This window comes from Bacteroides congonensis (genome assembly GCF_900130125.1).
In the GTDB taxonomy this organism is placed as follows: domain Bacteria; phylum Bacteroidota; class Bacteroidia; order Bacteroidales; family Bacteroidaceae; genus Bacteroides; species Bacteroides congonensis.
Genome location: NZ_FQXY01000010.1, coordinates 106,028 through 131,724, shown reverse-complemented (window position 1 = coordinate 131,724; position 25,697 = coordinate 106,028). Strand labels below are relative to the sequence as shown.

At 45.1% G+C, this 25,697-nt stretch carries 19 protein-coding genes and 1 pseudogene; 13 read left to right on the top strand and 7 right to left on the bottom strand.

The annotated features are described in order from the left end of the window. Nucleotides 1-19: 19 nt before the first annotated feature. A complete protein-coding gene (locus BQ7997_RS12145) occupies nucleotides 20-2,035 on the bottom strand; it encodes a tetratricopeptide repeat-containing sensor histidine kinase (RefSeq protein ID WP_073346713.1) in 2,016 nt (671 codons plus the stop codon). A gap of 116 nt (nucleotides 2,036-2,151) precedes the next feature. Here BQ7997_RS12145 and folP point away from each other — a divergent pair, with 116 nt between their 5' ends. The 7 genes from folP (at nucleotide 2,152) to BQ7997_RS12110 (ending at nucleotide 12,929) form a co-directional block, all read left to right on the top strand. Then, the gene (folP, locus tag BQ7997_RS12140; RefSeq protein ID WP_195407377.1) at nucleotides 2,152-3,018 is read left to right on the top strand and encodes a dihydropteroate synthase; all 867 of its coding nucleotides are present in this window, start codon (nucleotides 2,152-2,154) and stop codon (nucleotides 3,016-3,018) included. A gap of 11 nt (nucleotides 3,019-3,029) precedes the next feature. Then, a complete protein-coding gene (cdaA, locus tag BQ7997_RS12135; RefSeq protein WP_022137403.1) occupies nucleotides 3,030-3,794 on the top strand; it encodes a diadenylate cyclase CdaA in 765 nt (254 codons plus the stop codon). A 199-nt stretch (nucleotides 3,795-3,993) separates the two neighbouring features. Beyond that, nucleotides 3,994-6,330 carry a beta-galactosidase gene (locus tag BQ7997_RS12130; RefSeq protein ID WP_073346712.1) on the top strand — a complete coding sequence of 779 codons (2,337 nt, stop codon included), beginning with the start codon at nucleotides 3,994-3,996 and terminating at the stop codon, nucleotides 6,328-6,330. A 28-nt stretch (nucleotides 6,331-6,358) separates the two neighbouring features. Continuing rightward, nucleotides 6,359-7,327 (top strand): glycoside hydrolase family 43 protein, encoded by a 969-nt coding sequence (locus BQ7997_RS12125; RefSeq protein WP_073346711.1) that lies wholly within the window; start codon nucleotides 6,359-6,361, stop codon nucleotides 7,325-7,327. Nucleotides 7,328-7,493: 166 nt separating this feature from the next. Then, nucleotides 7,494-9,995: an alpha-L-arabinofuranosidase C-terminal domain-containing protein gene (locus BQ7997_RS12120; protein WP_073346710.1), complete on the top strand. Its 2,502-nt coding sequence runs from the start codon at nucleotides 7,494-7,496 to the stop codon at nucleotides 9,993-9,995. A gap of 18 nt (nucleotides 9,996-10,013) precedes the next feature. Beyond that, nucleotides 10,014-11,960, top strand: coding sequence for a glycoside hydrolase family 97 protein (locus BQ7997_RS12115; protein WP_073346709.1), 1,947 nt, complete (start codon nucleotides 10,014-10,016; stop codon nucleotides 11,958-11,960). A 102-nt stretch (nucleotides 11,961-12,062) separates the two neighbouring features. Continuing rightward, nucleotides 12,063-12,929: a TonB family protein gene (locus BQ7997_RS12110; RefSeq protein WP_073346708.1), complete on the top strand. Its 867-nt coding sequence runs from the start codon at nucleotides 12,063-12,065 to the stop codon at nucleotides 12,927-12,929. Between the two features lie 642 nt (nucleotides 12,930-13,571). Here BQ7997_RS12110 and tnpC read toward each other — a convergent pair. Continuing rightward, nucleotides 13,572-15,185 (bottom strand): IS66 family transposase, encoded by a 1,614-nt coding sequence (gene tnpC, locus BQ7997_RS12105; RefSeq protein ID WP_073346707.1) that lies wholly within the window; start codon nucleotides 15,183-15,185, stop codon nucleotides 13,572-13,574. 69 nt (nucleotides 15,186-15,254) lie between these two features. Further along, the gene (gene tnpB / locus BQ7997_RS12100; protein WP_073346706.1) at nucleotides 15,255-15,764 is read right to left on the bottom strand and encodes an IS66 family insertion sequence element accessory protein TnpB; all 510 of its coding nucleotides are present in this window, start codon (nucleotides 15,762-15,764) and stop codon (nucleotides 15,255-15,257) included. 343 nt (nucleotides 15,765-16,107) lie between these two features. Here tnpB and BQ7997_RS12095 point away from each other — a divergent pair. From BQ7997_RS12095 to BQ7997_RS12075, 5 genes and pseudogenes are all read left to right on the top strand, one after another. Then, nucleotides 16,108-16,445: pseudogene (locus BQ7997_RS12095) on the top strand (glycoside hydrolase family protein); the annotation flags it as partial. A gap of 124 nt (nucleotides 16,446-16,569) precedes the next feature. After that, a complete protein-coding gene (locus BQ7997_RS12090) occupies nucleotides 16,570-17,826 on the top strand; it encodes a DUF2264 domain-containing protein (RefSeq protein WP_073346705.1) in 1,257 nt (418 codons plus the stop codon). A 28-nt stretch (nucleotides 17,827-17,854) separates the two neighbouring features. After that, nucleotides 17,855-18,877, top strand: coding sequence for a glycoside hydrolase family 43 protein (locus BQ7997_RS12085; protein WP_073346704.1), 1,023 nt, complete (start codon nucleotides 17,855-17,857; stop codon nucleotides 18,875-18,877). Nucleotides 18,878-18,891: 14 nt separating this feature from the next. Beyond that, nucleotides 18,892-20,187, top strand: coding sequence for an alpha-l-rhamnosidase (locus BQ7997_RS12080; protein ID WP_073346703.1), 1,296 nt, complete (start codon nucleotides 18,892-18,894; stop codon nucleotides 20,185-20,187). A gap of 4 nt (nucleotides 20,188-20,191) precedes the next feature. Continuing rightward, nucleotides 20,192-21,325 (top strand): glycoside hydrolase family 88/105 protein, encoded by a 1,134-nt coding sequence (locus BQ7997_RS12075; RefSeq protein WP_022139137.1) that lies wholly within the window; start codon nucleotides 20,192-20,194, stop codon nucleotides 21,323-21,325. Nucleotides 21,326-21,333: 8 nt separating this feature from the next. Here the strand turns inward: BQ7997_RS12075 and BQ7997_RS12070 are convergent, their stop codons facing one another. Genes BQ7997_RS12070 through BQ7997_RS12055 form a run of 4 tightly spaced genes read right to left on the bottom strand, consistent with a single transcriptional unit; the run spans nucleotide 21,334 to nucleotide 24,475 of the window. Next, nucleotides 21,334-22,350, bottom strand: coding sequence for a GNAT family N-acetyltransferase (locus BQ7997_RS12070; RefSeq protein ID WP_073347382.1), 1,017 nt, complete (start codon nucleotides 22,348-22,350; stop codon nucleotides 21,334-21,336). Nucleotides 22,351-22,367: 17 nt separating this feature from the next. Then, the gene (locus BQ7997_RS12065) at nucleotides 22,368-23,285 is read right to left on the bottom strand and encodes a DUF2156 domain-containing protein (protein WP_073346702.1); all 918 of its coding nucleotides are present in this window, start codon (nucleotides 23,283-23,285) and stop codon (nucleotides 22,368-22,370) included. 54 nt (nucleotides 23,286-23,339) lie between these two features. Continuing rightward, entirely contained in the window at nucleotides 23,340-24,035 is a 696-nt protein-coding gene (locus BQ7997_RS12060; RefSeq protein WP_073346701.1) for an LrgB family protein, read from the bottom strand. Beyond that, nucleotides 24,032-24,475: a CidA/LrgA family protein gene (locus BQ7997_RS12055; protein WP_022139133.1), complete on the bottom strand. Its 444-nt coding sequence runs from the start codon at nucleotides 24,473-24,475 to the stop codon at nucleotides 24,032-24,034. The genes BQ7997_RS12060 and BQ7997_RS12055 overlap by 4 nt, the downstream gene beginning before the upstream one ends. A 198-nt stretch (nucleotides 24,476-24,673) precedes the next feature. Between BQ7997_RS12055 and pta the strand changes: the two genes are divergently transcribed. Continuing rightward, nucleotides 24,674-25,693, top strand: a complete 1,020-nt coding sequence (gene pta / locus BQ7997_RS12050) for a phosphate acetyltransferase (protein WP_073346700.1) — start codon at nucleotides 24,674-24,676, stop codon at nucleotides 25,691-25,693. The last annotated feature ends 4 nt before the right edge of the window (nucleotides 25,694-25,697 follow it).

The window sequence follows — 25,697 nt, the reverse complement described above, 5'->3', positions numbered from 1 at the left end:
AGTTCGGACTGTTTTTTACTTAGACATAAACCAGAGGTAAAGTCAGTACTATCCGGCATCCACCAGTGTACGAAGAGTCTATCCGCAGACTGCCGCCCAATTTCTCAACAATCCCCCGGCTGATGGGAAGTCCTAGTCCGGTTCCCTGTGTGAAAGAGTCCGCTTTGTAGAAACGGGAGAATACTACATCCTGCTGTTCTTCCGGGATACCGATTCCGGTATCGGTCACAGCGATTTCCAACTTCTTTTCTGCTTCTAATACAGAATAAGCAATGCGGATACTGCCGTTAGTCGTGAATTTGGCAGCATTATGCGCCAGATTATTCAGCGCTTGCGAGACGCGTTCGGGATTACTGAGAATAAACAGATACTCCCTTTCCAATTCAAGAAAGACTTCCACCCCTTGCTGCCTGTTATCTTTGGCTACTTCATATGCAAGTTGGCAGATCGTATTTATATCCGTTTCAGTGTTTGCGGGAAGCTCGTCATACTGATCCAATTCGGATAAGGTAAGTACGTCAGTGACCAGGCGAAGCAAGTCATTACTGTTACTCTTGATGATATTGACAAACTCCTGGGTTTCCGGGCTGTTGCTGTAATGGTCGTTCAACACTTGTGAGAAGCCTATGATAGAATTGAGCGGCGTGCGGATTTCGTGTGACATACTTTGGATGAATGTCGTTTTCATCCGGCTGTTCGCTTCAGCTATATCCCGGGCTTTGCGTAATTCTTCCCGTGACACCGTTAGTTCTTCGTTACTGGTCTTCAGTTCCGCTTCCGAAACTTTCAGTTTGCGGTTCAGGAAGTTCTCCCTGTACAGGAACATGAATACAATCCCCAGTACGATAACCAATGAAATAATCAGCGTTGTTTTATTATGTATCTCTTTTTCCTGTGCCTGGAGCATAAGCTCCTTCTTTTCGGAATTGAGCTTTTCCACATTGAGCAAAGTGGCGAACTCGCTGCTGGCCATTTGCTCATTGGTTATTTTTAATGAGTCTTCGGCCTTGATATACATTTGCAGGTATTTGACAGCCTGGTTCATGTTGCCCATGTCACTGTATATTTCCCCTTTCGTGCGGTAGTGGCTGCTGTTAAGCGCGCTTTCGCTAAGGCGTTGTTCTTCCATTTCCTGCCTGTCGGCGGCTTCCAGGGCTTTCTGATACTGTTTGGTCTGCTTGTAGTAAAGGCATTCCATGTTGTAGAGCCTTTTCTTGATAGATTCCAGTCTCTTGTCCTGCTCAAACTCCTGTTTACATTCCTGTAATATATTCCCGGCAGCCGGGAAATTCTCGAATCTGCTATAATAGTTGATAAACTCCAGTTTCGCGGTAGTCTTTTGAATAGGAGAGTTGGCGGTTTCGATGGATTTTTCCAGCGCTTCCAATGCCTCTTCGGGCTTATCCTGATTGATATAGTAATTGGCTATTTGAGTATAAGTCTGAGAAATATTATAGTTCTCGAGCTTATATTTCCCGGTCAGTTCGATTTCTTTCAGACGCCATTCGCAGGCCATGCCATCCAGCCTTTTGACGGTGTAGATTTGCGACATGATATTATAGCAACGGGACAACCCTGTCTTGTCGTCCTCGTCCTGCGCTTCTTTCAGCATTTTTTGTGCTTCGTAAAGTGCCAGGTTGGGTCTGCCTGTTTTCAGATAATAGGTGATGAGCCTGTTGGCCCATGCGAAATAATAATATTTGGGTTGGCGGGTAGCCCGGGCGAACTCCTTCACCTTGTCGGTGTAGAAGATAACACTGTCTTCCTGCGTCCCCTGAAAATAATAATAGTCCAATCGGGTAGCAATGGCTACTGCCTGCATGCGTATGTCATGCTGTTCGGCAGCCATATTGAACAAGGTGTCAGACATGCCGAGCACAACAGGTTCCAACAAGTATTCCTGGCAACGCTGATAATATTCATACAGAGTAGAATCAACGTTAAATGTTTCGGCCTCTTTTTGAGCTTTGGCGGAAGCTGTCAAGAACAAAAGGGAAAAAATAAATCCTGCGCGAATGAGGGGTGATCGGTACATGGTATGAATTTTTCGGTTTCTTCTATTGATTGCAAATATACGTTTATTTATTATTTTTAGTGCAATACTTGCTTTTTTTATCTACATTTGTAGGCAATCTAAAAGGAATAGTATCAATGATGAAACCTGTATCTCCTATTTATATAAATGTAAAAGGGCGGTTGCTCGACCTCGCTACTCCGCAGGTGATGGGTATTTTGAATGTAACTCCCGATTCTTTTTATTCCGGCAGCCGGATGCAGACCGAAGAGGACATTGCAGCCCGTGCCCGGCAAATCATTGACGAAGGTGCTTCCATTATTGATATAGGGGCTTATTCTTCCCGTCCCAACGCCGAACATATCTCTGCCGAAGAAGAAATGCGCAGGCTTCGCACCGGACTGGAAATTCTGAACCGTAACCACCCGGACGCTATCGTTTCCGTAGACACTTTCCGCGCCGATGTGGCGGAACAATGTGTGAAGGAATACGGAGTAGCCATCATCAATGACATAGCTGCCGGTGAGATGGACGACCGGATGTTCCATACAGTAGCCGGACTGGGCGTGCCCTATATCATGATGCATATGCAGGGAACACCGCAAAGTATGCAGAAAGAACCTCATTACGACAATCTGATAAAAGAAGTCTTTCTGTATTTCGCCCGCAAAGTGCAGCAACTCCGTGACTTAGGAGCAAAAGACATTATCCTTGACCCTGGCTTCGGTTTCGGCAAGACATTGGAGCATAATTATGAACTGATGGCGCACCTCGAAGAATTCAGTATTTTCGAGCTCCCGCTTCTGGTCGGAGTATCCCGGAAATCCATGATTTATAAATTACTGGGCGGAACCCCGCAAGATTCGTTGAACGGGACAACTATCCTGGATACTGTTGCGTTAATGAAAGGAGCGCATATTCTCCGGGTGCATGATGTACGCGAAGCAGTAGAAGCCGTCCGAATCACGGAAAAGATAAAAAAAGAAAGTTCATATAGCAAATAAAAGAAGATAGCATGTTTTTTGAATTTGGCATAAAAGATTTTATTGATATTCTGCTGGTAGCTTTGCTGTTGTACTATACCTACAAACTGATGAAAGCGTCCGGTTCCATCAAGGTTTTCACCGGCATCCTTGTCTTTATCCTGATTTGGCTCGTCGTGACTCAGGTACTGGAAATGAAACTGCTCGGCTCTATCTTCGACACATTGATGAATGTGGGTGTGATAGCCTTGATTGTCCTTTTTCAGGATGAGATACGCCGTTTCTTACTGACCTTGGGCTCTCACCGCCATGTCAGCGCATTGGCACGTCTTTTCAACGGCTCGAAGAAAGAAGCTCTGAAGCACGACGACATCATGCCGGTAGTAATGGCATGTCTGAGTATGGGCAAGCAAAAGGTCGGTGCATTGATTGTCATTGAACATAATGTCCCCTTAGACGAAATCATCCGTACAGGTGAAGTAATCGACGCGGCAATCAACCAACGCCTGATTGAAAACATATTCTTCAAGAACAGTCCTCTGCATGACGGCGCGATGGTTATCAGTAAGAAACGTATCAAAGCGGCAGGATGTATCCTTCCTGTATCCCATGACTTGAATATCCCCAAAGAATTAGGATTGCGTCACCGTGCAGCTATGGGAATCTCGCAGCAGTCGGATGCCCATGCCATCATTGTTTCTGAAGAAACGGGCGGAATCTCCGTGGCTTATCGCGGACAATTCTATCTCCGCTTGAATGCGGAAGAACTGGAAAGCCTGCTGACAAAGGAAAACTGATTTTAGCTACGAAAACAACGCAATGGTCAAAAGATGATGGTCATAAAATGACCATCATCTTTTGACCATTGCCGTTTTCTGTCTATAAAAAGCTATTTTGCTTTATTTCCAACCCTTTTTGAACGATAATTATGCCCTCTCATTTAGGTGAATCGCCTACCTTTGCCGTATACTATTAAAATTCTATTTTGAATAAACCATGAAAAACAGATTGATTGCTTTACTGGTACTTTTTACAGTCATTATCTTTAGTGGTGCACAGGCACAGACTACTGCCCGCAAGTTCGAGGCCGGTAAGAACACATTCTTGCTGGACGGCAAACCATTTGTGGTGAAAGCGGCCGAGCTGCATTACACCCGTATCCCGCAAGCATATTGGGATCATCGTATCGAAATGTGCAAAGCGTTGGGGATGAATACGATTTGTATCTATATCTTTTGGAATATCCACGAACAGGAAGAAGGCAAATTCGACTTCTCCGGTCAGAATGATATTGCCGCTTTCTGTCGTACCGCACAGAAACATGGCATGTATGTCATTGTCCGTCCCGGCCCGTATGTATGTGCGGAGTGGGAGATGGGCGGACTTCCCTGGTGGCTGCTGAAGAAAAAAGACGTGGCATTGCGCACGCTCGACCCTTATTATATGGAACGTGTAGGCATCTTTATGAAAGAAGTCGGCAAGCAACTGGCTCCGCTGCAAGTAAATAAAGGCGGTAATATCATCATGGTACAGGTGGAAAATGAATATGGTTCTTATGGAACAGACAAGCCCTACGTATCTGCCGTGCGTGATTTAGTCCGCGAATCGGGTTTCACCGATGTGCCCTTGTTCCAATGCGACTGGAGCAGTAACTTTACCAACAATGCGCTTGACGACCTGATTTGGACAGTGAACTTCGGGACAGGAGCCAATATCGACCAGCAATTCAAGAAACTCAAGGAGCTTCGCCCCGAAACTCCCCTGATGTGCAGTGAATTTTGGAGCGGCTGGTTCGACCACTGGGGACGCAAACATGAAACGCGTCCTGCCAAAGATATGGTACAAGGTATCAAGGATATGCTCGACCGCAATATCTCTTTCAGTCTCTATATGACTCACGGTGGAACAACCTTCGGTCATTGGGGCGGTGCCAACAATCCGGCTTATTCTGCCATGTGCAGTTCTTATGATTATGATGCGCCAATCAGCGAACCCGGTTGGACGACAGAGAAATACTTCCTATTGCGTGACTTGCTGAAAAACTATCTCCCGGCTGGTGAAACATTGCCGGAAGCTCCCGCTGCATTGCCTGTAATAGAGATTCCCGAATTTCACTTTACGAAAGTGGCTCCACTTTTCTCTAACCTGCCGAAAGCGAAACACTCGGTGGATATTCAACCGATGGAGCAGTTCGACCAAGGCTGGGGAACAATCTTGTATCGCACAACTCTGCCTGAAACTACTGCCGCAGGCACAACCTTGAAGATTACAGAAGTGCACGACTGGGCACAGATATATGCCGACGGCAAGCTCCTGGCTCGTTTAGACCGTCGCAAAGGAGAGTTTACAACCCCGCTTCCCGTACTGAAGAAAGGTACGCAACTGGATATTCTTGTTGAAGCGATGGGACGTGTCAACTTTGACAAATCCATCCATGACCGTAAAGGCATTACAGAAAAGGTGGAACTGATTTCGGGCGGCCGGACTAAAGAACTGAAAAACTGGACAGTATATAACTTCCCGGTAGATTACTCTTTTATTAAAGACAAGAACTATCAGGATACTAAGGCACTGCCTACTATGCCTGCTTATTATAAGGTTACCTCTAAACTGGATAAAGTCGGAGATACCTTCCTCGATATGAGCACATGGGGCAAAGGCATGGTTTGGGTGAACGGTCATGCAATGGGGCGCTTTTGGGAAATCGGTCCACAGCAAACACTCTTCATGCCGGGCTGTTGGCTGAAAGAAGGGGAAAACGAGATATTGGTCTTAGACCTGAAAGGTCCTGCAAAAGCCTCTATCAAAGGCTTGAAGAAGCCTATCCTCGACGTACTTCGCGAAAAGGCACCGGAAACACACCGCAAAGAGGGTGAGAAACTGAACTTGTCTGGCGAGAAAGTTGCGCACGAGGGAGCATTTACTCCGGGCAACGGATGGCAGGAAGTACGCTTCACCGCTCCGGTGAAAGGACGTTTCTTCTGCCTCGAAGCATTGTCTCCACAAGCGAATGATAACATTGCCGCCATTGCTGAACTGGATGTTCTGGGCGCGGACGGCAAGCCTGTATCCCGTGAACATTGGAAGATTCGTTACGCTGACAGCGAAGAGACACGTAGCGGCAACCGCACAGCCGATAAGGTATTCGACTTGCAGGAGTCTACTTTCTGGATGACGGTGGACAATGTGGCTTATCCCCACCAACTGGTGATTGACTTGAGCAAAGTGGAAACGGTGACAGGCTTCCGTTATCTCCCCCGTGCCGAAAAGAATTATCCGGGCATGATTAAGGAATATCGTGTGTATGTGAAACCTGCGGACTTCAAATACTAATCATCATAGACTAAGCATTGAATATTACATGAGTATGAAGAAATATACCACCCTTTTGGCACTCCTTCTTGTAGGAGTGCTGACTGGCTATTGCCAGCAATCCGCCTACCTGTTTGTTTACTTCACCGGAAATAAGATGAGTGAAGAAGCCATTCGGATGGGCGTCAGCCTTGACGGATATAATTATAAAGCGCTGAATGGCAACCGGCCGATACTAGATTCCCGTGTGATAAGCTCTACGGGCGGAGTGCGCGACCCCCATATCCTGCGTTGTGAGGATGGCAAGACATTCTATATGGTTGTTACCGACATGGTATCCGGGAACGGATGGGATTCCAATCGTGCCATGGTACTGTTGAAATCGAAAGACCTGGTGCACTGGACTTCCAATATTATAAATATTCAAAAGAAATATCCAGCTCAGGAAAACTTGAAGCGTGTTTGGGCTCCACAAACCGTCTATGATAAGGAAGCCGGAAAATATATGGTATATTGGTCAATGAAACATGGCAATGGCGCAGATATTATTTATTATGCATATGCCAATAAGGACTTTACCGACCTCGAAGGCGAACCGAAACCCTTGTTTCTGCCGAAGAACGGAAAATCATGTATCGACGGCGACATTATCTACAAAGACGGGCTTTATCACCTGTTCTATAAAACGGAAGGGAATGGAAACGGAATCAAAAAAGCGACTACTTCCTCTCTGACTTCAGGGCAATGGCAGGAATCCGATGACTATAAGCAACAGACGAAAGAAGCCGTGGAAGGCTCGGGCATCTTCCCGTTGACAGGCTCGGACAAGTACATCCTGATGTACGATGTATATATGAAAGGCAAGTACCAGTTTACGGAAAGTACCGACCTCGAAAACTTCAAAGTAATAGACCATGCCATCAGTATGGACTTCCACCCACGTCACGGCACAGTGATACCCATCACCGGAAAAGAACTGAAACGCCTGTACAAAGCCTACGGCACACCGCAGTTCTGATACTGGAAAATCATACATAATACTGTAAAGGTGTACAAATTAATATTGTTCGTTTGTTTCTCATACGCTTTTGAATAATAATTGGTAATTTTACACTTAAAGAATGGTTTGTTAGAATAATGAAAATCTTATCTTTGCGATTGATAATCTTAATGACACATATACCATGAGAAAATTATTCCTACTGTCAGTTGTCTTGTTTTTGTCGTTTCCACAGGTCACTTTAGCTGCCATCAGAGAAACGACGAGTATCCCTGATTCTGTTTACCTTTTTTCGTATGCTACTTCCGGTGACGACGGACGTAGCGGACTTCGTTTCGCTTGGAGCATGGATAAGGAAAATTGGTTTGAAGTCGGTCGCAATTACGGCTATCTCCGTTGCGATTATAGCCGTTGGGGTTCACAGAAAAAGATGCTCGACCCTAATTTGAAGCAATCGCCCGACGGCGAATGGCTTTGTACCTGGAAGCTGAACAATCACGACGGATACGGACAAGCCACATCAAAAGACCTGATTTACTGGACTAGCCAACAATATCCCCGCACCACCCCCGACTTCGACGGAACGCGAGTGAAAGCGACCATTGCCGGCGAAGAACAAAAAGGAACTGTCAACCGAGTGGCATGGACACTGGTGGACGGATTGAATAAGAACTATGAATGGAATCAATACCGGAATACCCTTCATGCGGAACGTCCCGTTCAGGATGGCGAACGTTTCGCCGGATTAAAACCCGTAAAAGCCACAGTTACCGTACAGCCGGAGCGTGCAAAAGCTATTAGCGACCTGCTATTGGGGGCTTTCTTTGAAGATATTAATTATTCGGCGGATGGCGGACTCTATGCCGAACTGATTCAGAACCGTGACTTCGAATACACTCCTTCCGACCGGGAAGGGGATAAAAGCTGGAACAGTATGCACTCCTGGACATTGAAAGGGGATAAAGCAACTTTCACGATTGATACGGTCGTTCCTATACACCGGAATAACCCGCATTATGCCGTGTTGGCAATAGAACGCCCCGGTGCGGCATTGGCAAACACCGGCTTTGATGAAATCGCATTAAACGGCGGAGAGAAATACGACTTCTCTGTCTTTGCCCGTGTGCCGCAAGGTACATCCAATAAACTACAGATTCGCCTGGTAGACGACGAAGGAAACATCTGCGGAGAAACATCCTTGAATATATCTTCCCGCCAATGGAAAACCTATAAAGCCGTGATAACTGCCAAAACCACTGCCGATACCCATCTTGAAATTATCCCTCAATCGGCAGGCGAATTGCACCTGGATATGATTTCCTTATTCCCGCAAAACACGTTCAAAGGACGTAAGAACGGGCTTCGCAAAGACCTGGCGCAAGTATTGGCGGATATTCATCCCCGCTTCATCCGTTTTCCCGGTGGCTGTGTGGCTCATGGCGACGGACTGAAAAACATTTATCAATGGAAAAACACCGTCGGCCCTCTCGAAGCACGCAAGGCGCAACGTAACCTTTGGGGCTATCATCAAAGCATGGGACTGGGGTATTACGAATATTTCCAGTTCTGCGAAGATATTGGTGCTGAACCGCTTCCGGTACTTGCAGCCGGTGTACCTTGTCAGAACTCTGCCTGCCACGGTGATTTGAGAGGCGGTCAGCAAGGCGGTATCCCGATGGACGAGATGGGTGCTTATATTCAGGATATTCTTGACCTGATAGAATGGGCGAACGGTGACGCCAAAAAGACAAAATGGGGAAAAGTACGTGCCGAAGCCGGACATCCGAAACCCTTCAATCTGAAATATCTCGGAATCGGTAATGAAGACCTTATCACCGATATTTTCGAGGAACGCTTTACGATGATATTCAATGCCATCAAGGAGAAACACCCCGAAATAACAGTCGTAGGTACAGTAGGCCCATTCAATGAAGGCACAGATTATGTGGAAGGTTGGAAATTGGCGGATAAATTAGGTGTCCCGATGGTAGACGAACATTACTACCAGTCTCCGGGATGGTTCCTGCATAATCAGGACTTCTATGACAAGTACGACCGCAACAAAAAGACGAAAGTTTACCTGGGTGAATATGCCACTCATATCCCCGGACGAAAGGCAAACATCGAAACCGCATTGACAGAAGCACTCTATCTGACTGCTTTGGAACGTAACGGCGACGTGGTACACATGACTTCCTACGCCCCGCTATTGGCAAAAGAGAAACATACCCAATGGAGTCCCGATTTAATCTATTTCAATAACCGGGAAGTGAAACCTACCACCGGATACTACGTGCAGAAACTCTACGGGCAGAATGCCGGAAATGAATATCTGCCGTCCAGGATTGTGCTTGACAATAAAGAGGATAAAGTACAGAAACGCTTTGCTTCCTCTATCGTTCGTGACTCGGCAAGCGGAGATGTGATTGTGAAGTTAGTCAACCTGCTTCCCGCAGAGATTAATACAAATGTAGACCTCACCGGAACAGGCATCGTACAATCTTCGGCCAAAAGAACCGTATTGACAGGCAAGCCGGCAGATACTCCGTTGCCTGTGGAAGATACAATGGAAGTAGCTGAAAAATTCGACTGCCAGTTGCCCGCTTATTCTTTTACAGTGATTCGGATAAAAAAGGCAAATGAGAAATCGTCACAAGATAAAGAGAAATCGTCACAACATAAATAATCGGAAACAATGGTTCATATGAAGAAAATTATAGGCACCTTATTGGCAAGTTTTTGTCTGACTCCCCTGATGGCACAGGACGTAGTTGTGAAAGGCCCGGATGAGAAACTGCAATTAGTAGTGTTTACTTCTCCCACAGAAAAGCCAACTTATTCCGTCACCTACAACGGAAAGACAATGCTCGAAAAATCTCCTTTAGGCATGAACACCACTATCGGTGACTTTTCCAAAGGAATGAAACTGACAGGACACGCTGTCAGCCCGATTGATACCATCTATCATCAGAACCGTATCAAAACTTCTCAAATCCATTATCAGGCGAACGAACTGATTTGCAATTTTGAGAACCCGAAAGGACAGAAGATGAACGTAGTCTTTCGTGTCAGCAACAACGATGTAGCTTTCCGCTATACCCTGCCCCGTCAGGATGGAAAAGGAAGCGTGACTGTCAATGCCGAAGAAACCGGATTCCGCTTCCCGCAGCAAACTACCACCTTCATGTGTCCGCAAAGCGACGCCATGATAGGATGGAAACGTACAAAACCCAGTTATGAAGAAGAATACAAAGCCGACGCACCTATGGGCGAACGTTCCCAATACGGACACGGATACACTTTCCCTTGCCTGTTTCGTGTAGGTGATGATGGTTGGGTATTAGTCAGTGAGACAGGTGTGGACAGTCGCTATTGCGGTTCGCGTTTGAGCGACGTAAGTGAAGGAAACCTGTACACTGTCGCCTTCCCGATGGCGGAAGAAAACAATGGGAACGGAACAACTTTCCCGGCATTCGCACTTCCCGGCGCTACTCCCTGGCGTACTATTACCGTTGGCGAGAACTTGAAACCGATAGTCGAGACTACAGTTGCCTGGGATGTAGTAACTCCCCTCTACGAAACGAAGCATGATTATCGTTTCGGACGCGGCACATGGAGTTGGATTCTTTGGCAGGATGACAGTATCAATTATGAAGACCAGGTTCGCTATATGGATTTTGCCGCCTCTATGGGATATGAATATGCACTAATTGATAACTGGTGGGACACACGCATCGGGCGTGACCGGATGAAATCTTTGATAGAATATGCCCGCGGCAAAGGCGTAGAACTGTTTTTATGGTATAGTTCTTCCGGCTATTGGAATGATATAGAACAAGGGCCTGTCAACCATATGGATAACGCCATCATCCGCAAGCGTGAAATGAAATGGCTGCAAAGCCTTGGAGTGAAAGGAATCAAGGTCGATTTCTTCGGTGGCGACAAACAGGAAACGATGCGTCTGTATGAAGACATCCTCAGTGATGCAGACGACCACGGACTGATGGTTATCTTCCACGGCTGTACCATCCCTCGCGGTTGGGAGCGTATGTATCCGAACTACGTAGGAAGCGAAGCGGTGCTGGCATCCGAGAATATGGTTTTCAACCAGCACTTCTGTGACGAAGAGGCCTTCAATACCTGCCTGCATCCGTTTATCCGCAATGCGATAGGCAGTATGGAATTTGGCGGTTGCTTCCTGAACAAACGTCTGAACCGTAATAACGACGGCGGTACGACCCGCCGCACTACTGATATATTCCAGTTGGCTACCACCGTATTGTTCCAAAATCCTGTTCAGAACTTCGCCCTTGCTCCGAATAACCTGAATGACGTTTCTTCTGTCTGCATGGATTTTATGAAAGCAGTTCCCACCACATGGGATGAAACACGTTTCATCGACGGCTATCCCGGCAAATATGTAGTCCTGGCTCGTCGTCACGGTGACACCTGGTATCTGGCTGCTGTAAATGCAGGGAAAGAGCCTTTGAACTTGAGACTGGATTTGGACATGTTTGCCGGAAAAACGGTATCCCTGTATAAGGATGACAAGAAGGGAGAACCGCAGCTTGTTCCTTTGAAGGTGAAAGAGAACGGTAAGGTGCAGTTGGAAATTTTTCCCCAAGGTGGTGCTGTATTGATAAACAAGTAAATAATTGTTGCAATAAGAAGAAAATAAACAATACTTTTGTTTGTCTTTTGGCTTGAAATTGTTATCTTCGTTATATTGTTTAACCATAAAAAGATAATAGCCATGAACACAAAATTATTAAGTCTTCTTATTGCACTGTTTCTGTATTTACCCTTGTCAGCCCAACATCAGAAAGAATCCGCTCCCCGGGTCGATAGTAACGGCATTTTTTTAGTTCCTGATAAGATGCCGGAGTTCCCGGGCGGAATGCAGGCTATGATGAAATACTTGTCAACCAACGTCAAATATCCTGCTGATGCTCAGAAGCGCGGCGTTTCAGGACGTGTAATCGTTCAGTTCGTCGTAATGGAAGATGGGACACTGGGACAGGAGAAAGTTGTGCGTGGTGTGGATCCTCTGTTGGACGAAGAAGCTTTGCGCGTAGTAAAAGCAATGCCGCGATGGTCGGCAGGTATGGCAGATGGTAAAGCCGTAAAAGTACGTTTCACAATTCCTATTATGTTCAACCTGTCGAAAGGGCAAGGCAATGATGCAGCGAGGATGAATATTCCCGAACTTACCGTGCCTGTCGGACAAGAAATTACTGATAGGACATTAGAAGGGGTATGGCAAAGCTGTTTGGTGCAACCCGGAGCGAATGATTATAAAATAGCTCTGCTGCCTATATTGAAAATTATCTCAGCCGATAAGACATTTATGAACATCATGACTCGCGGTAGAGATGCCAAATCGAATGCTATTATTTTTTCGCAAGGAGAGTACCGTTTGCCTTCAGACAGCGTTTATGTTGAGATATTGGGTAAATCGTCTGATTCTGTTTTCATCGAAGGAACAGAAAATAAAATTAGTGTTGAACGTCTCCACGACAATTTGATTAAGTTATCGTTCTCAATTCCCGATAAAGAAAGACGATGGGTGGAATATTGGTTCCGTATTCCGTCGCCTGACATGAAGATGATGGCTGACTGATAATTATTTTGAATCGTTATGAGCTAAATGGGAATTTAATTTAGACATAAGAACAAAAGAACATAAAGGCTGCGCTTGGAAAATTATTTCTGTCGGTCATTAAACTACTACTGTTTCATCTTTTGTTCTTATGTTCTTCTGTCTAAAAAGAAAATTATTATTCTGTCTGCAAATAAATTTGGAATTACTACCGACTATCTGCAAGGAAACCTTGCCGGGCGCTATGCCCCTAAATTATCATTTAACTCATTTCACGTCCCGTTTTGAATCTTTTCTATTCTGTTTAACTCATTTCAGTACGTTGTGTTTTAATGTGGGTTTCCTAGCTATGTTGTTTAGGGAAACATAAGTTATGAAGTAAGAAAGTGTTGGTTATCTTGCCTTTATCCTTGCGTTAGGCTGCCGGTATCCTTTCATTAGATTACCGGTATTGTTATTTCGCCACGGCCGTGGTAACTATTCGTCACAGCCATGGTAGGTTCTCTTCACAGCCGTGGTAGGAATTTGTCACGGCCGTGACGAATTAGTGATATCGGTAATCTAAGTAAGCATTCGGCCTCGTGCGTGTTTCTTTCCAAGCTATAATAAAGCCAAAAGCCAGACGTACTTCGTCTGGCTTTTGGCTTTATCAATCTTTCTTGTTTATCCTTTCCAATTAAATGGCAGTAAATCGGAGTAGTCGTTTTTCTCTTCTCTTTCTTTCTCCTGTACCCTAATCAACACGTCCTGCATCCATAGTTTCGGGTTCACCTTATTTTCCCTGCAACATCCCATCAGTGAAAAGAATATTGCCGCTGCATGTGCCGCCTCATGTGATCCGGAGAAAAGAGTGTTTTTTCTGTTCAAAGTCAATGGTCTTATAGAACGCTCCACCGGATTATTGTCAATGCAGAATTGTGCATCGTTGACATATCCGGACAGTTGTTCAAATCGTGTGTACATATAGAATATGGCCTTGGCAATAGGCGATTTCTCAACCGTATGTTCATATTCCTCCTTGCACCATTTTTCCAGTCCTTTGATAATAGGGTACGATTCTTCCTGGCGAAGCTTTACTACAGCCCCGCCTTCCAGATGTTCTATCCTGATTTTCTCCTCCACAGCATACAGTCTGCCTATTTGTTCAAGTGCATACCCTGCTCTGGGAGGGTCATTCCCTTCCGCTTCCACAAACTTGCGCCTGACGTGTGCCCAGCAGCACAGGTGTAACTTTCCGGGTAGCGTGTCGAACTCGTCATATACTGCAAAGCCGTCACTCTGTACCACCCGGACCTGTCCTGCCAGCAGTGTGTCTATTCCACTGCTGCCACGTCCCTTGTGATATTCAAAGAAGGGGGTATGGAACCGGGGCAGATAGAAGTTCCACATATACCCGCGGTGAAGGGCACCGGGACGGTCGCTTTCAAGTACGGGGTGGGGCGTCTCATCGGCCATGACGTAATAACTGTCCTTGACCAGTTCACGAAGCTCATTATAGACCGGCTCCAGACGCTGTGCGGCGGCCATCATCCAGTTACTTACGGTGGAAGGACTCAGATGGATGCCTTCACGCTCAAAAATGTCCAGCTGTCTGTGCAGAGGCAGGTGATCGTAATATTTGGCGGTAGCAATGTGGGACAATATACTTTCCGACGCATTGCTGTGAGGGTGTGCCGTTACGGGCATGGGAGCAGTCATGATACGACCGTCGGCAAGCCGGTATTTAGGGCGGATGATGCGTCTCACATAGAATCGCGCAGGGCTGACGGCATATTGTTCGCTCACTTCCTCCCCCAGCTTTGTCGCTCCCTCCAGGGAAAGACCTTCCGGCATGGGAATGATGATTTCCTCACGGGGAAGGGACGGGTCGATGGGCTTACGGGCGTGGGGAGTAATCTTTTTGGTGAAGCTCTTACGGAAACGGTTGTAACCATTCTCCGATTTGACAGATTTCTCAGCTATTTTCTGTTCTTCCGCTACCGGGTCATTGACATCGGACGGGGATTCGAAACAGATGCTCAATTGGCTGGCATCTTCGGGAAGATGACGTTTTTCACTGGATTTACCCCATAAACGGCGTGTCAAGTCAGCCAATTTCCATCTCAAGTCAGCTATGACGGCTGTACAGGCTGAGATTTCCCCGGCCTGGCGGGAATACTCCTGCAAAGAGGCTTCGTATTTTCTCTGAAGTTCCGCATGCTCCTTTTCAAGACGTTCACGTTCCTTGCGCAACTCTTCGTACTCTTCCAAAGTAAGGGTAATGACTGGTTCTTTCACTGTATATCCACTTTTTTATTATGTGGCAAAGTTATCAAAATAAAGCTGTACGGCTTATAGGACGGGAGATTACTTTTCAACTGTTTTCCGATACTTTTTAACAGTAAGCAGCTCATTCAGGCGATTCCAGGAAATTTGAAGAAAACCCCTCTTCCGTTCGTCCTTTTTCAAGAGGAAAGAACCGTGGTTCAGACGACGGCATTCCAGACGGTATTCATCGTCGCACCGATAAAGGATATGCAACCTGCTACGGGAACGGTCAAGAAAAATATGGCAACTCTGCTCTGACACGTAAGAACCCGTGTGCCGGATGACCTCACCACAAAGACCGTCAATTCCTTTATGGAAATTACAACCTTGCGGATAAAGGTAATAAGACCAGAAAGGACTGCTACGGAAAAGACCAAGACCTAAAGGGAGAAGTAGGTCCTGAGGGGAATGGATACCAAGACTAGAAGCCGATACTTTATAACGACGACCACCGTCAAATATGAAAAGAACAGAATCAAAATGATTAGACTCAGACAAGAGACTACGCAGCTTCTCACTTTCACTAGAAAATACTAATACTGAACACATAATAGATTAAGATGATTATGAAGTCACAAAGGTAGGAAGGAAAACAAGGGAAAGAAACACGCACAAGGCCGAATGCTTACTAATATAACGAAAGGATACCGAAGAGATAACGTTAATATCCCGTTAGTATATCCTATGTTTTATAGGGGGATGGGATGATAGCACCCTGAGAGCAAAAGTTACTCTCAGGGTGCTATCATGATCTGCTCTCATAGCTGAAGCTACGATGAATAAAGGCTTTGAAGAAATTTATGAGGGCATGAGGGTAAATCGTGAAAACTTTTGTTTGGAGTGCGTGTTTATTTCTGAAATCGAATTAGCTCATTTCCGTACCTGCTTAGAGTTCAATAACCCTATATCTTTGGTAAAGAAGATTGCTGAATTGTCTGATGATTATCTCGTTTATACAGGCAGGTATATACGCATTTTTCCCGGCAGACATAATGAAGCCCTCGCTATTTAACGTACTGGATGGATGACTTCCGGTTGTGCAGGATGGGAGCCTAATAAAGCCCGGTTGCTGACGGCTAGTTCGATTCTTGGAGAATGGAAACAACTTTCGAATCCATGCATCGGAGAGAAAGCGGATAAGATCTTCGGGTGACAGGGCATATATATCTTTCTTTTGCAAGGGAAGGAATACCTTTTATTGAATGGATTGATAGGTGGAAACCTTATTAATTTCGTATATATAACTGTCCCTGTATGAAATTTGGTCTTTTTGTATCCCTTTTTTGACATAAAATTGGACGTTATTCTTGTGAGTATAAAGTATCTTTGTAAACGAAAAACCTATAATAATATCATGAACTTGAATAGACATTACGTACTACTATTGCTTATGGCAATCTTGATGATACCGTCACAAGATCTATTGGCAAAAAAGAAAAAACAAGTGAAAGAACCGACCGACCGTGAGTTATGGGCGGAAGTGTTGTATCGTATGGCTGAACCGGTACTTAGTAATATGAGTGAAGGTAAGCTGCAACAGAATATGTTGGTAGAGTTAAGTCCGACATGGGACGGAAGAAATAAAAAGGTTACTTATATGGAATGTTTCGGACGTTTGATGGCAGGACTGGCTCCCTGGATTTCATTGCCGGATGATGATACGACCGAAGGTATCCGGCGAAAACAACTGCGTGAATGGGCGCTCAAGAGTTATGCGCAGGCTGTCGACCCGGAAAGTCCCGATTATTTGTTGTGGAGAAAGGAAGGGCAAACCTTGGTGGATGCCGCTTATATCGCGGAAAGTTTCATAAGAGGATATGACGCTTTATGGGTTCCGTTGGACAGCGTGACGAAACAACGTTATATTACCGAGTTTACACAGCTTCGTCGGGTAGACCCGCCTTATACGAATTGGTTATTGTTCTCTGCTACCGTAGAAGCCTTTCTACGGAAAGCGGGTGCGCCAAGTGATACTTACCGCATAGCTTCGGCGCTGCGCAAAGTGGAAGAATGGTACGTCGGTGATGGCTGGTATTCGGATGGAAAGGACTTTGCTTTCGACTATTACAATAGCTTTGTATTGCATCCCATGTATATAGAACCATTGGAAATAATGACTAACGGCGGAAAGAATAAAGTCTGGAATATGCCGGACTGTGATTACAACCGTGCGGTAAAACGGATGCAACGTTTCGGAATGATTTTGGAACGGTTCATCTCTCCCGAAGGGACGCTTCCTGTTTTCGGTCGTTCTATTACCTATCGTACAGGAACTTTGCAGCCTTTGGCATTGCTGGCATGGAGAGAATGGTTACCCAAGGAATTGCCGAACGGACAAGTGCGTGCAGCCATGACAACTGTTATTAAGCGGATGTTTGGCGATGACCGTAATTTCAATGAGAAAGGATTCCTCACTTTAGGTTTCAATGGCAAGCAACCAAAGATATCCGACTGGTATACAAATAATGGTAGCTTATATATGGCATCACTTGCCTTCCTGCCACTCGGACTTCCGGCTGACCATCCCTTCTGGACATCTCCTGCCCAAGACTGGACAAGTAAAAAAGCCTGGGAAGGGAATGACTTCCCGAAAGACCATGCTTTTCATTAATAATGAATTAACCAACAAATATTGATATATGACTAAACTATTATTACTGTTTGTAGCTTGCATAGGCTTGCTTCCAATATCCGTACAGGCTCAGAAGAATATGGACTTTATCCCCGGAGAAGTGTGGAAAGATACCGATGGAAATCCGATTAACGCTCATGGTGGCGGACTTCTTTATCATGATGACACCTACTATTGGTATGGTGAATACAAAAAAGGAAAAACCATCTTGCCCGAATGGGCTACCTGGGAATGTTACCGTACGGATGTGACCGGAGTAGGTTGCTACTCTTCCAAAGACTTGCTAAACTGGAAATTTGAAGGCATTGTACTTCCGGCAGTAAAAGATGACCCGAATCACGACTTGCATCCGTCCAAAGTATTGGAACGTCCGAAAGTGGTTTATAATAAGAAAACGGGCAAGTTCGTAATGTGGGCGCATGTGGAAAGTGCCGATTACAGTAAGGCTTGTGCCGGAGTTGCCGTTGCCGATTCTCCTGTCGGGCCGTTCATCTATCAGGGAAGTTTCCGTCCTAACAATGCGATGAGCCGTGACCAGACTGTTTTTGTGGACGATGACGGTCGTGCTTATCAATTCTATTCTTCCGAGAACAATGAAACCATGTATATCAGCCTGCTGACTGATGACTATCTGAAACCAAGCGGACGTTTTACACGTAATTTCGTGAAAGAATCCCGTGAAGCGCCGGCTGTATTCAAATATAATGGTAAATATTATATGTTAAGTTCCGGTTGTACAGGTTGGGATCCGAATGTGGCTGAGATGGCAGTGGCTGATTCTATTATGGGGACGTGGAAAACTATCGGAGACCCATGTACCGGCCCGGATGCGGATAAGACATTTTATGCACAGAGTACGTATGTGCAACCGGTTGTCGGAAAGAAGGACGCATATATTGCCTTGTTCGACCGTTGGAAAAAGAAAGATTTGGAAGACTCCCGCTATGTATGGTTGCCTATATTGATAAAAGACGGAAAAATTACTATCCCCTGGCAGGAGAAATGGAATCTTTCCTTTTTCGATAAATAATAAAGAATACAAGCATGAAACGGATATTGCTACTACTTTGCGGGATTATGCTGGTTCCTGTGTTATGCTACTCCCAACATTTGGTTGAAGTGGGGAAGGGGTATAGCTGTACTTCGGTCAACACTGCGGTATTCCGTAATAATTCCCTGGTTACCCATGGAGATGAGCAGTACATCAGCTATTATGATGCTGACGGTTATCTGACACTGGGAAAACGTAAACTGGACTCCGGACAATGGACGCTGCATCGTACCCAATACCAGGGAAATGTGAAAGACGGCCATAATATCATCAGCATGATGGTGGACGGAGAAGGGTATGTGCACGTTTCTTTTGACCATCACGGTCATAAACTGAATTATTGTCGGGGCATTGCTCCCGGTTCTTTGGAGTTAGGAGATAAAATGCCGATGACCGGAGTGGATGAAGGAAATGTTACTTATCCCGAATTTTATCCTCTGGCGGGCGGAGATTTATTGTTTGCCTACCGTTCCGGTTCTTCCGGTCGTGGTAACCTGGTAATGAACCGTTACTCATTGAAAGAACAGAAGTGGACTCGTGTGCAGGATGTACTGATTGACGGAGAAAACAAACGAAACGCCTATTGGCAGTTATACGTTGATGAACAAGGGACTATCCATCTTTCATGGGTATGGCGTGAAACCTGGCATGTAGAGACAAATCACGATATTTGTTATGCCCGTTCGTTTGATAATGGAGTGACCTGGTACAAATCCAGTGGAGAGCAATATGAACTTCCGATTAAACTTTCGAATGCGGAATACGCTTGCCGTCTGCCGCAGAACTGCGAATTGATAAATCAAACGAGTATGAGTGCCGATGCGGGCGGGAATCCTTATATAGCTACGTATTGGAGAGAGCCCGACAGTGACGTACCGCAATATCGCATCGTATGGCATGATGGAAAAGTATGGCATCACCGTCAGGTAACCGACCGTAAAACACCTTTTAGCTTGAAAGGCGGCGGCACGAAGATGATTCCTATTGCCCGTCCGCGTATTGTCGTAGAGGGTGGAGAAGTTTTCTATATCTTCCGTGATGAAGAACGGGGAAGCCGTGTCTCAATGGCTCACGCCGTCGATGTCGGTATCGGCAAGTGGACGATAACGGATTTAATCGACTTTTCAGTAGATGCCTGGGAACCGTCACACGACACGGAACTTTGGAAGAAACAACGAAAACTGCATCTCTTTGTGCAGCATACCCGCCAAGGGGACGGCGAACGTACGGCAGAGATTGAACCTCAAATGGTGTATGTGTTGGAAATGGATATGAATACAAATAAATAAAGATATGAAGAATTTATACGTAACTCTTTTTTCGGCTTTTCTTCTGGGCGGTATGGTCTGCGCAAGTTGTGTGGACAAGAAAGCCGATTCTTCGGAAGAAGTGATAGAGATAATTCATAAGGTGAATGGGTATTGGCAGACGAATCATCCGGAACACGGTCGTTCTTTTTGGGACAACGCCGCCTATCATACCGGAAATATGGAAGCCTATTTCCTGACAAAGAAGCCGGAATATTTAGAGTATTCGAAAGGTTGGGCAGAACATAACGAATGGAAAGGTGCTAAATCGGATGATAAAACTTGTTGGAAGTATAGTTATGGCGAAAGTGACGACTATGTACTTTTCGGGGATTATCAGATTTGTTTCCAGACCTATGCTGATTTATACAATCTGGAACCGGATACACAGAAGATAGCCCGTGCCCGTGAAGTGATGGAATATCAGATGAGTACTCCTAACCATGATTATTGGTGGTGGGCGGATGGTTTGTATATGGTAATGCCTGTAATGACAAAGATGTATAATATCACGAAGAATCCGCTTTACCTGGAGAAACTGCACGAATATCTTGCTTACGCCGACAGTATCATGTATGATGAAGAAGCCGGACTTTACTATCGGGACGGTAAATACGTATACCCCAAGCACAAAAGTGTGAACGGTAAAAAAGATTTTTGGGCACGTGGAGACGGTTGGGTATTGGCAGGACTGGCAAAAGTGCTGAAGGATCTTCCTGAAACAGATAAATACCGTCAGGAATATATAGACCGTTTCTGTACTCTGGCTAAGTCTGTTGCTGCCTGTCAGCAACCGGAAGGCTACTGGACACGCAGTATGCTTGACCCGGAACATGCGCCGGGGCCGGAAACCAGTGGAACGGCTTTCTTTACGTATGGCCTGCAATGGGGCATAAATAACGGCTTCCTTGATTCAGATGAATATCAGCCGATAGTTGAAAAAGCATGGAAATATCTCTCAACGGTTGCTTTGCAACCCGATGGAAAGGTTGGCTATGTGCAACCGATTGGTGAGAAAGCGATACCGGGGCAGGTAGTAGACGCAAATTCTACGTCAAACTTTGGAGTCGGGGCCTTCCTGTTGGCAGCTTGCGAACGGGTACGTTATCTGGATAAATAATCCGTGCCTTAATTCAGCATCAAACTCATATAAGGATTTAGCTTCTTGAGTATTTTCTCTGTTAATTCACTTATGTTCGTTTGGATATGTGCACCGGGTAGCCGCTCGGCGCTATATCTGCATTTCCCGTCAGACAGATAGTAATAACCATTATTCACCGATAACTGCTTGTCTGATACTTCCAGTTGCATGTCATCTTCAGGAAAGGCGGACGCATAAATCTGCAATACTTCTTTAGCATTGATAATACGTGCCATCCCTAGTGAATGTTGAGGCAATTCTTTATCGGGTGGCAGTAATAGGATTATATGGTTACATCCGGTATATTGTTTAATGGCAAATAATAAACTGTACTCCGTATCCTTATCTTCTGCCAGAAGTTCATTAATAATGATACAGTTTTCTCTTTTATATATAATGGCTATTCCCCATATTTCATTAGCTTGTTTTGCAACGAATAAATTTCCCCCACTTATAGGTAAGTCTGCCATAATAACCTGGAAATCCTCTGCGGAATGTTGAATGCAACAAGGACGTTCGGACAACTTTTTATTCAAATATGAATAGACTTCATCTTGAGGTTTGGAAACGACATTGACAGCAATCTCTTTAGAAGGGATAAACTCTGGTAAAGTCATCTCCTTGACCGAATATTGAAAGACAGTGGCATATCCCATACGTTTGTAATAATCGAATAGCCAAGGCTCTGCCGGTATCAGTGTACTGAACTGTATCCCATTCCGTAGCATCCGGGCAAAAGACTGGGATAAGAGTTCGCGCATCACTCCCTTACTTCGAAAATCAGGATGTGTGCAGGCTCCTGAAATATACGAAGTCTGTACCATTTCCCCACAGAAAGTCATCGGATAAGGAAGCATCTGAAGCGCAGAGATTACCTCGTCACCACTTTGGATGGCAACGTTCACTTCGTTCTTATAGCGTAGCTTGAAGTACATTTCAACAAACTCTTCGCTATCTTCGAAGCACAATTTCCATAAGGCTTTTACTTGTTCCTTTATTATCATATTCGCTCGTCGGGAATTTACCATTTAACCATATCTAACGGATGAATTTTGAGACAAGCCATATATTTTTCAAGAATAGTCACCGGTTGATAGGACAGTTTGGCTTTTCGTAACCCCTCGATTCCTAAATCCTCTTCCCGATTGATATAAATATACTGTTCGGGAATCCGGTTTGCAAACTCATAGTTAATCATGGCATAAGCACCCTCGATGGAAGTGTCTGCCTTTTCTACATGTACGCCGAATGTCTCGTGATTGATAGGCATGCCAAAAGTGAATGCGACGATTTTTCCGTTCACATGGAGAATGCCACCAGTTAATCCGAGGGCTTCAAAGTTATGAAGGGCATAAATCAAGGCACGGCGTTCATTACCCGTTCCTTCTTGTTGGTCACAATTATTCACTTTGCACCATTCCGCTTCCAAATCCATACATTCCCGGATACGGTCGGGAGTAATCGGGGTATATTCATAATTCGGATATGTATTGCGGAATCGGTTGATATGATTTCTTTTTGCCTGGAATTTCTTTCCTTTTAAAGTTGAAAGGTCACTTCTTAGATAAATGTAATCTGCATAATCACGGTCTTCCGTGAAAGTAAATTGTTCGGGAAGGATAGCTTCGAGTTCGGCACGCATACAGCTGCATACTCCCAGCATGCAAAAGGGCTGGTTTTCTTGTCCGGCATCCTCTATCAACTCTTTCAATACGGCTTTTAAGTCACCGGTACCTACAGGCATCATATATGCCAGTTGTTCTCCTGCCCAGAATTTAAATACTAAAAAGTTGTCGATAACAGCGAACTTGGTATCATACAGGAATCTCCAACTACAAAGATTGGAGAATGACAGGTCACAGTTACGTCGCTCACTTTTCATTGTAAATGAGGTAATCGTGTCTTTATCTGCTAATGTGATATCTTTAAATGGAATCATAAAATTGCGTTTTGCGTTTAACTCTTATATAACGGAAAATCATGGGATTTTGTTTTATAAAACACCCAATAAACGAAGAATGGTAGGCGTCAATAATGCAGTGAATATTCCGTTCAGCGTTAATCCCAGGCTGGCATATGCTCCATATTTGCTGCTGACATCCATTGCCGTCGAGGTTCCGACAGCATGGGCGGCAGTTCCCATAGAAAGCCCTTGGGCGATAGGACTGCCTACGCGCATAATCTGCATCGTCTTAAAACCGCAGATAGCTCCCAATAATCCGACTGCCACTACAACCGCCGCAGTCAGTGACGGAATACCGCCGATGGCTTTCGTCACTTCCATCGCAATCGGGGTAGTCACCGATTTCGGGGCGAGAGACAGGATAACTTCTTGGGAAGCCCCCATAAATTTCGCAATCAGCACCACCGAAATGACTCCGACGATGCATCCTGCCAGTTGCGACAAGAGAATCGGTAATAACTGTTTCTTAATCATTTCCAACTGAAGATATAAAGGTACGCCTAAGGCAACCACAGCCGGACGTAGCCAGAATTCGATAAGATGTCCCCCTTTATTATAAGTCTCATAAGAGATACCGGTCATTTTAAGGAAGATAATAAGAACGGCGATAGTCAGTAATATCGGATTTAGCAACACTAACCCTGTTTTCTTCTGAAGCAACTTGGCAAAGAAGAAAACCCCGAAGGTGACGGCCAGCAGGAAGAAGTTATTTTCTAGGAAACTCATTTGTCTTTATCAGTTAAGTTGTTTTTTTCTTTACGGTGAAGTCTTTCCGGCAGATGGAAATCTGTCAGGTGCAGTTTGCGTGCCAGCTTGATTTGACGCGCCAGTCTGAACTTGCGGACAATTTGGTGAACCCATCCCGTGACAACCAGCACAAGGGCAGTACTAACAATCGTCGCTATTACTATCGGCCAGAATTCTGCTGCAATAACATCGAAGTATAGCATAAGTGCCACTCCGGGCGGAACGAAAAAGAAACCTAAGTTAGCTACCAGAAAGTCGGATAGTCCCTGCACCCAATGCAGTTTAATCCAACCTAATTTCAGAAAGAGGGTGAGCAGCAGCATACCGATGATGCTGGAGGGGAGCTTGATGCCTGTAAGATAAACTATCAATTCACCCAAAGCCAAACAGCCAAATAAAATGGCGCACTGACGTATCATATACTAATTACCTATTGATTTTGTTTGAAAACGCTGCAAAGGTATGAAAAATAGGAGTACAGTGTTAAATATTATAATATTTTAGACTTGGAACTAAAATATGGACGAAATTGTAATGTGGATATTGCAAAATTGAGTACTTTTGCACCGCAAATTACAAATCGTAAGTAGGTTTTATAATATTATTCAATATATCTTATGCTCAATTTAATCAACCAAATCGTTGAACGCGCGAAAGCAAACCGCCAACGTATTGTTCTTCCCGAAGGTACTGAAGAACGCACATTAAAAGCTGCCAATCAGATTTTGACAGACGAAGTTGCCGACCTTATTTTGTTAGGAAATCCGGCCGAAATTAATGAACTTGCTACAAAATGGGGATTGGGAAACATCGGTAAAGCTACTATCATTGACCCTGAAACTTCTCCGAAGCACGAAGAGTATGCACAGTTGCTATGTGAACTTCGCAAGAAGAAAGGAATGACTATCGAAGAAGCCCGCAAACTTACTAATGATCCTTTATTCTTTGGTTGTTTAATGATGAAGAGTGGTGACGCAGACGGTCAGTTGGCGGGTGCCCGTAACACTACCGGCAATGTATTGCGTCCTGCCTTGCAGATTATCAAGACAGCTCCGGGTATCACTTGTGTTTCGGGTGCTATGTTGCTGTTGACTCATGCCCCCGAATACGGAAAGAATGGAATTCTGGTAATGGGTGACGTAGCCGTAACTCCGGTTCCTGACGCTAACCAGTTGGCGCAGATTGCTGTTTGTACTGCTCAGACTGCAAAGGCTGTGGCCGGAATCGAGAATCCGAAAGTAGCTATGTTGAGTTTCTCAACGAAAGGTTCTGCCAAGCACGAAGTAGTAGACAAAGTGGTAGAAGCAACTAAGATTGCCAAGGAAATGGCTCCGACTCTCGATTTGGATGGTGAAATGCAGGCAGATGCCGCCCTTGTTCCTGAAGTGGGTGCAAGTAAAGCTCCGGGTTCTCCTGTAGCCGGACAGGCAAATGTATTGATTGTTCCGAGTCTGGAGGTTGGTAACATTTCTTATAAATTAGTTCAACGCTTGGGACACGCTGACGCTATTGGTCCGATTCTTCAAGGTATTGCTTGTCCGGTAAACGATTTGTCTCGCGGTTGCTCTATCGAAGATGTATATCGCATGATTGCTATCACAGCCAATCAGGCTATTGCTGCAAAAGCAAACAAATAAGTAT

Coding starts and splice junctions, on each gene's coding strand:
- BQ7997_RS12115 (WP_073346709.1), top strand. CDS start 10,014: ATGAAGAAAATTATAGGCACCTTATTGGCAAGTTTTTGTCTGACTCCC.
- cdaA (WP_022137403.1), top strand. CDS start 3,030: ATGTTTTTTGAATTTGGCATAAAAGATTTTATTGATATTCTGCTGGTA.
- BQ7997_RS12125 (WP_073346711.1), top strand. CDS start 6,359: ATGAGTATGAAGAAATATACCACCCTTTTGGCACTCCTTCTTGTAGGA.
- BQ7997_RS12075 (WP_022139137.1), top strand. CDS start 20,192: ATGAAGAATTTATACGTAACTCTTTTTTCGGCTTTTCTTCTGGGCGGT.
- BQ7997_RS12080 (WP_073346703.1), top strand. CDS start 18,892: ATGAAACGGATATTGCTACTACTTTGCGGGATTATGCTGGTTCCTGTG.
- BQ7997_RS12120 (WP_073346710.1), top strand. CDS start 7,494: ATGAGAAAATTATTCCTACTGTCAGTTGTCTTGTTTTTGTCGTTTCCA.
- BQ7997_RS12085 (WP_073346704.1), top strand. CDS start 17,855: ATGACTAAACTATTATTACTGTTTGTAGCTTGCATAGGCTTGCTTCCA.
- BQ7997_RS12145 (WP_073346713.1), bottom strand. CDS start 2,035: ATGTACCGATCACCCCTCATTCGCGCAGGATTTATTTTTTCCCTTTTG.
- BQ7997_RS12055 (WP_022139133.1), bottom strand. CDS start 24,475: ATGATACGTCAGTGCGCCATTTTATTTGGCTGTTTGGCTTTGGGTGAA.
- BQ7997_RS12130 (WP_073346712.1), top strand. CDS start 3,994: ATGAAAAACAGATTGATTGCTTTACTGGTACTTTTTACAGTCATTATC.
- BQ7997_RS12110 (WP_073346708.1), top strand. CDS start 12,063: ATGAACACAAAATTATTAAGTCTTCTTATTGCACTGTTTCTGTATTTA.
- tnpB (WP_073346706.1), bottom strand. CDS start 15,764: ATGTGTTCAGTATTAGTATTTTCTAGTGAAAGTGAGAAGCTGCGTAGT.
- pta (WP_073346700.1), top strand. CDS start 24,674: ATGCTCAATTTAATCAACCAAATCGTTGAACGCGCGAAAGCAAACCGC.
- BQ7997_RS12060 (WP_073346701.1), bottom strand. CDS start 24,035: ATGAGTTTCCTAGAAAATAACTTCTTCCTGCTGGCCGTCACCTTCGGG.
- BQ7997_RS12090 (WP_073346705.1), top strand. CDS start 16,570: ATGAACTTGAATAGACATTACGTACTACTATTGCTTATGGCAATCTTG.
- folP (WP_195407377.1), top strand. CDS start 2,152: ATGATGAAACCTGTATCTCCTATTTATATAAATGTAAAAGGGCGGTTG.
- BQ7997_RS12070 (WP_073347382.1), bottom strand. CDS start 22,350: ATGATAATAAAGGAACAAGTAAAAGCCTTATGGAAATTGTGCTTCGAA.
- BQ7997_RS12065 (WP_073346702.1), bottom strand. CDS start 23,285: ATGATTCCATTTAAAGATATCACATTAGCAGATAAAGACACGATTACC.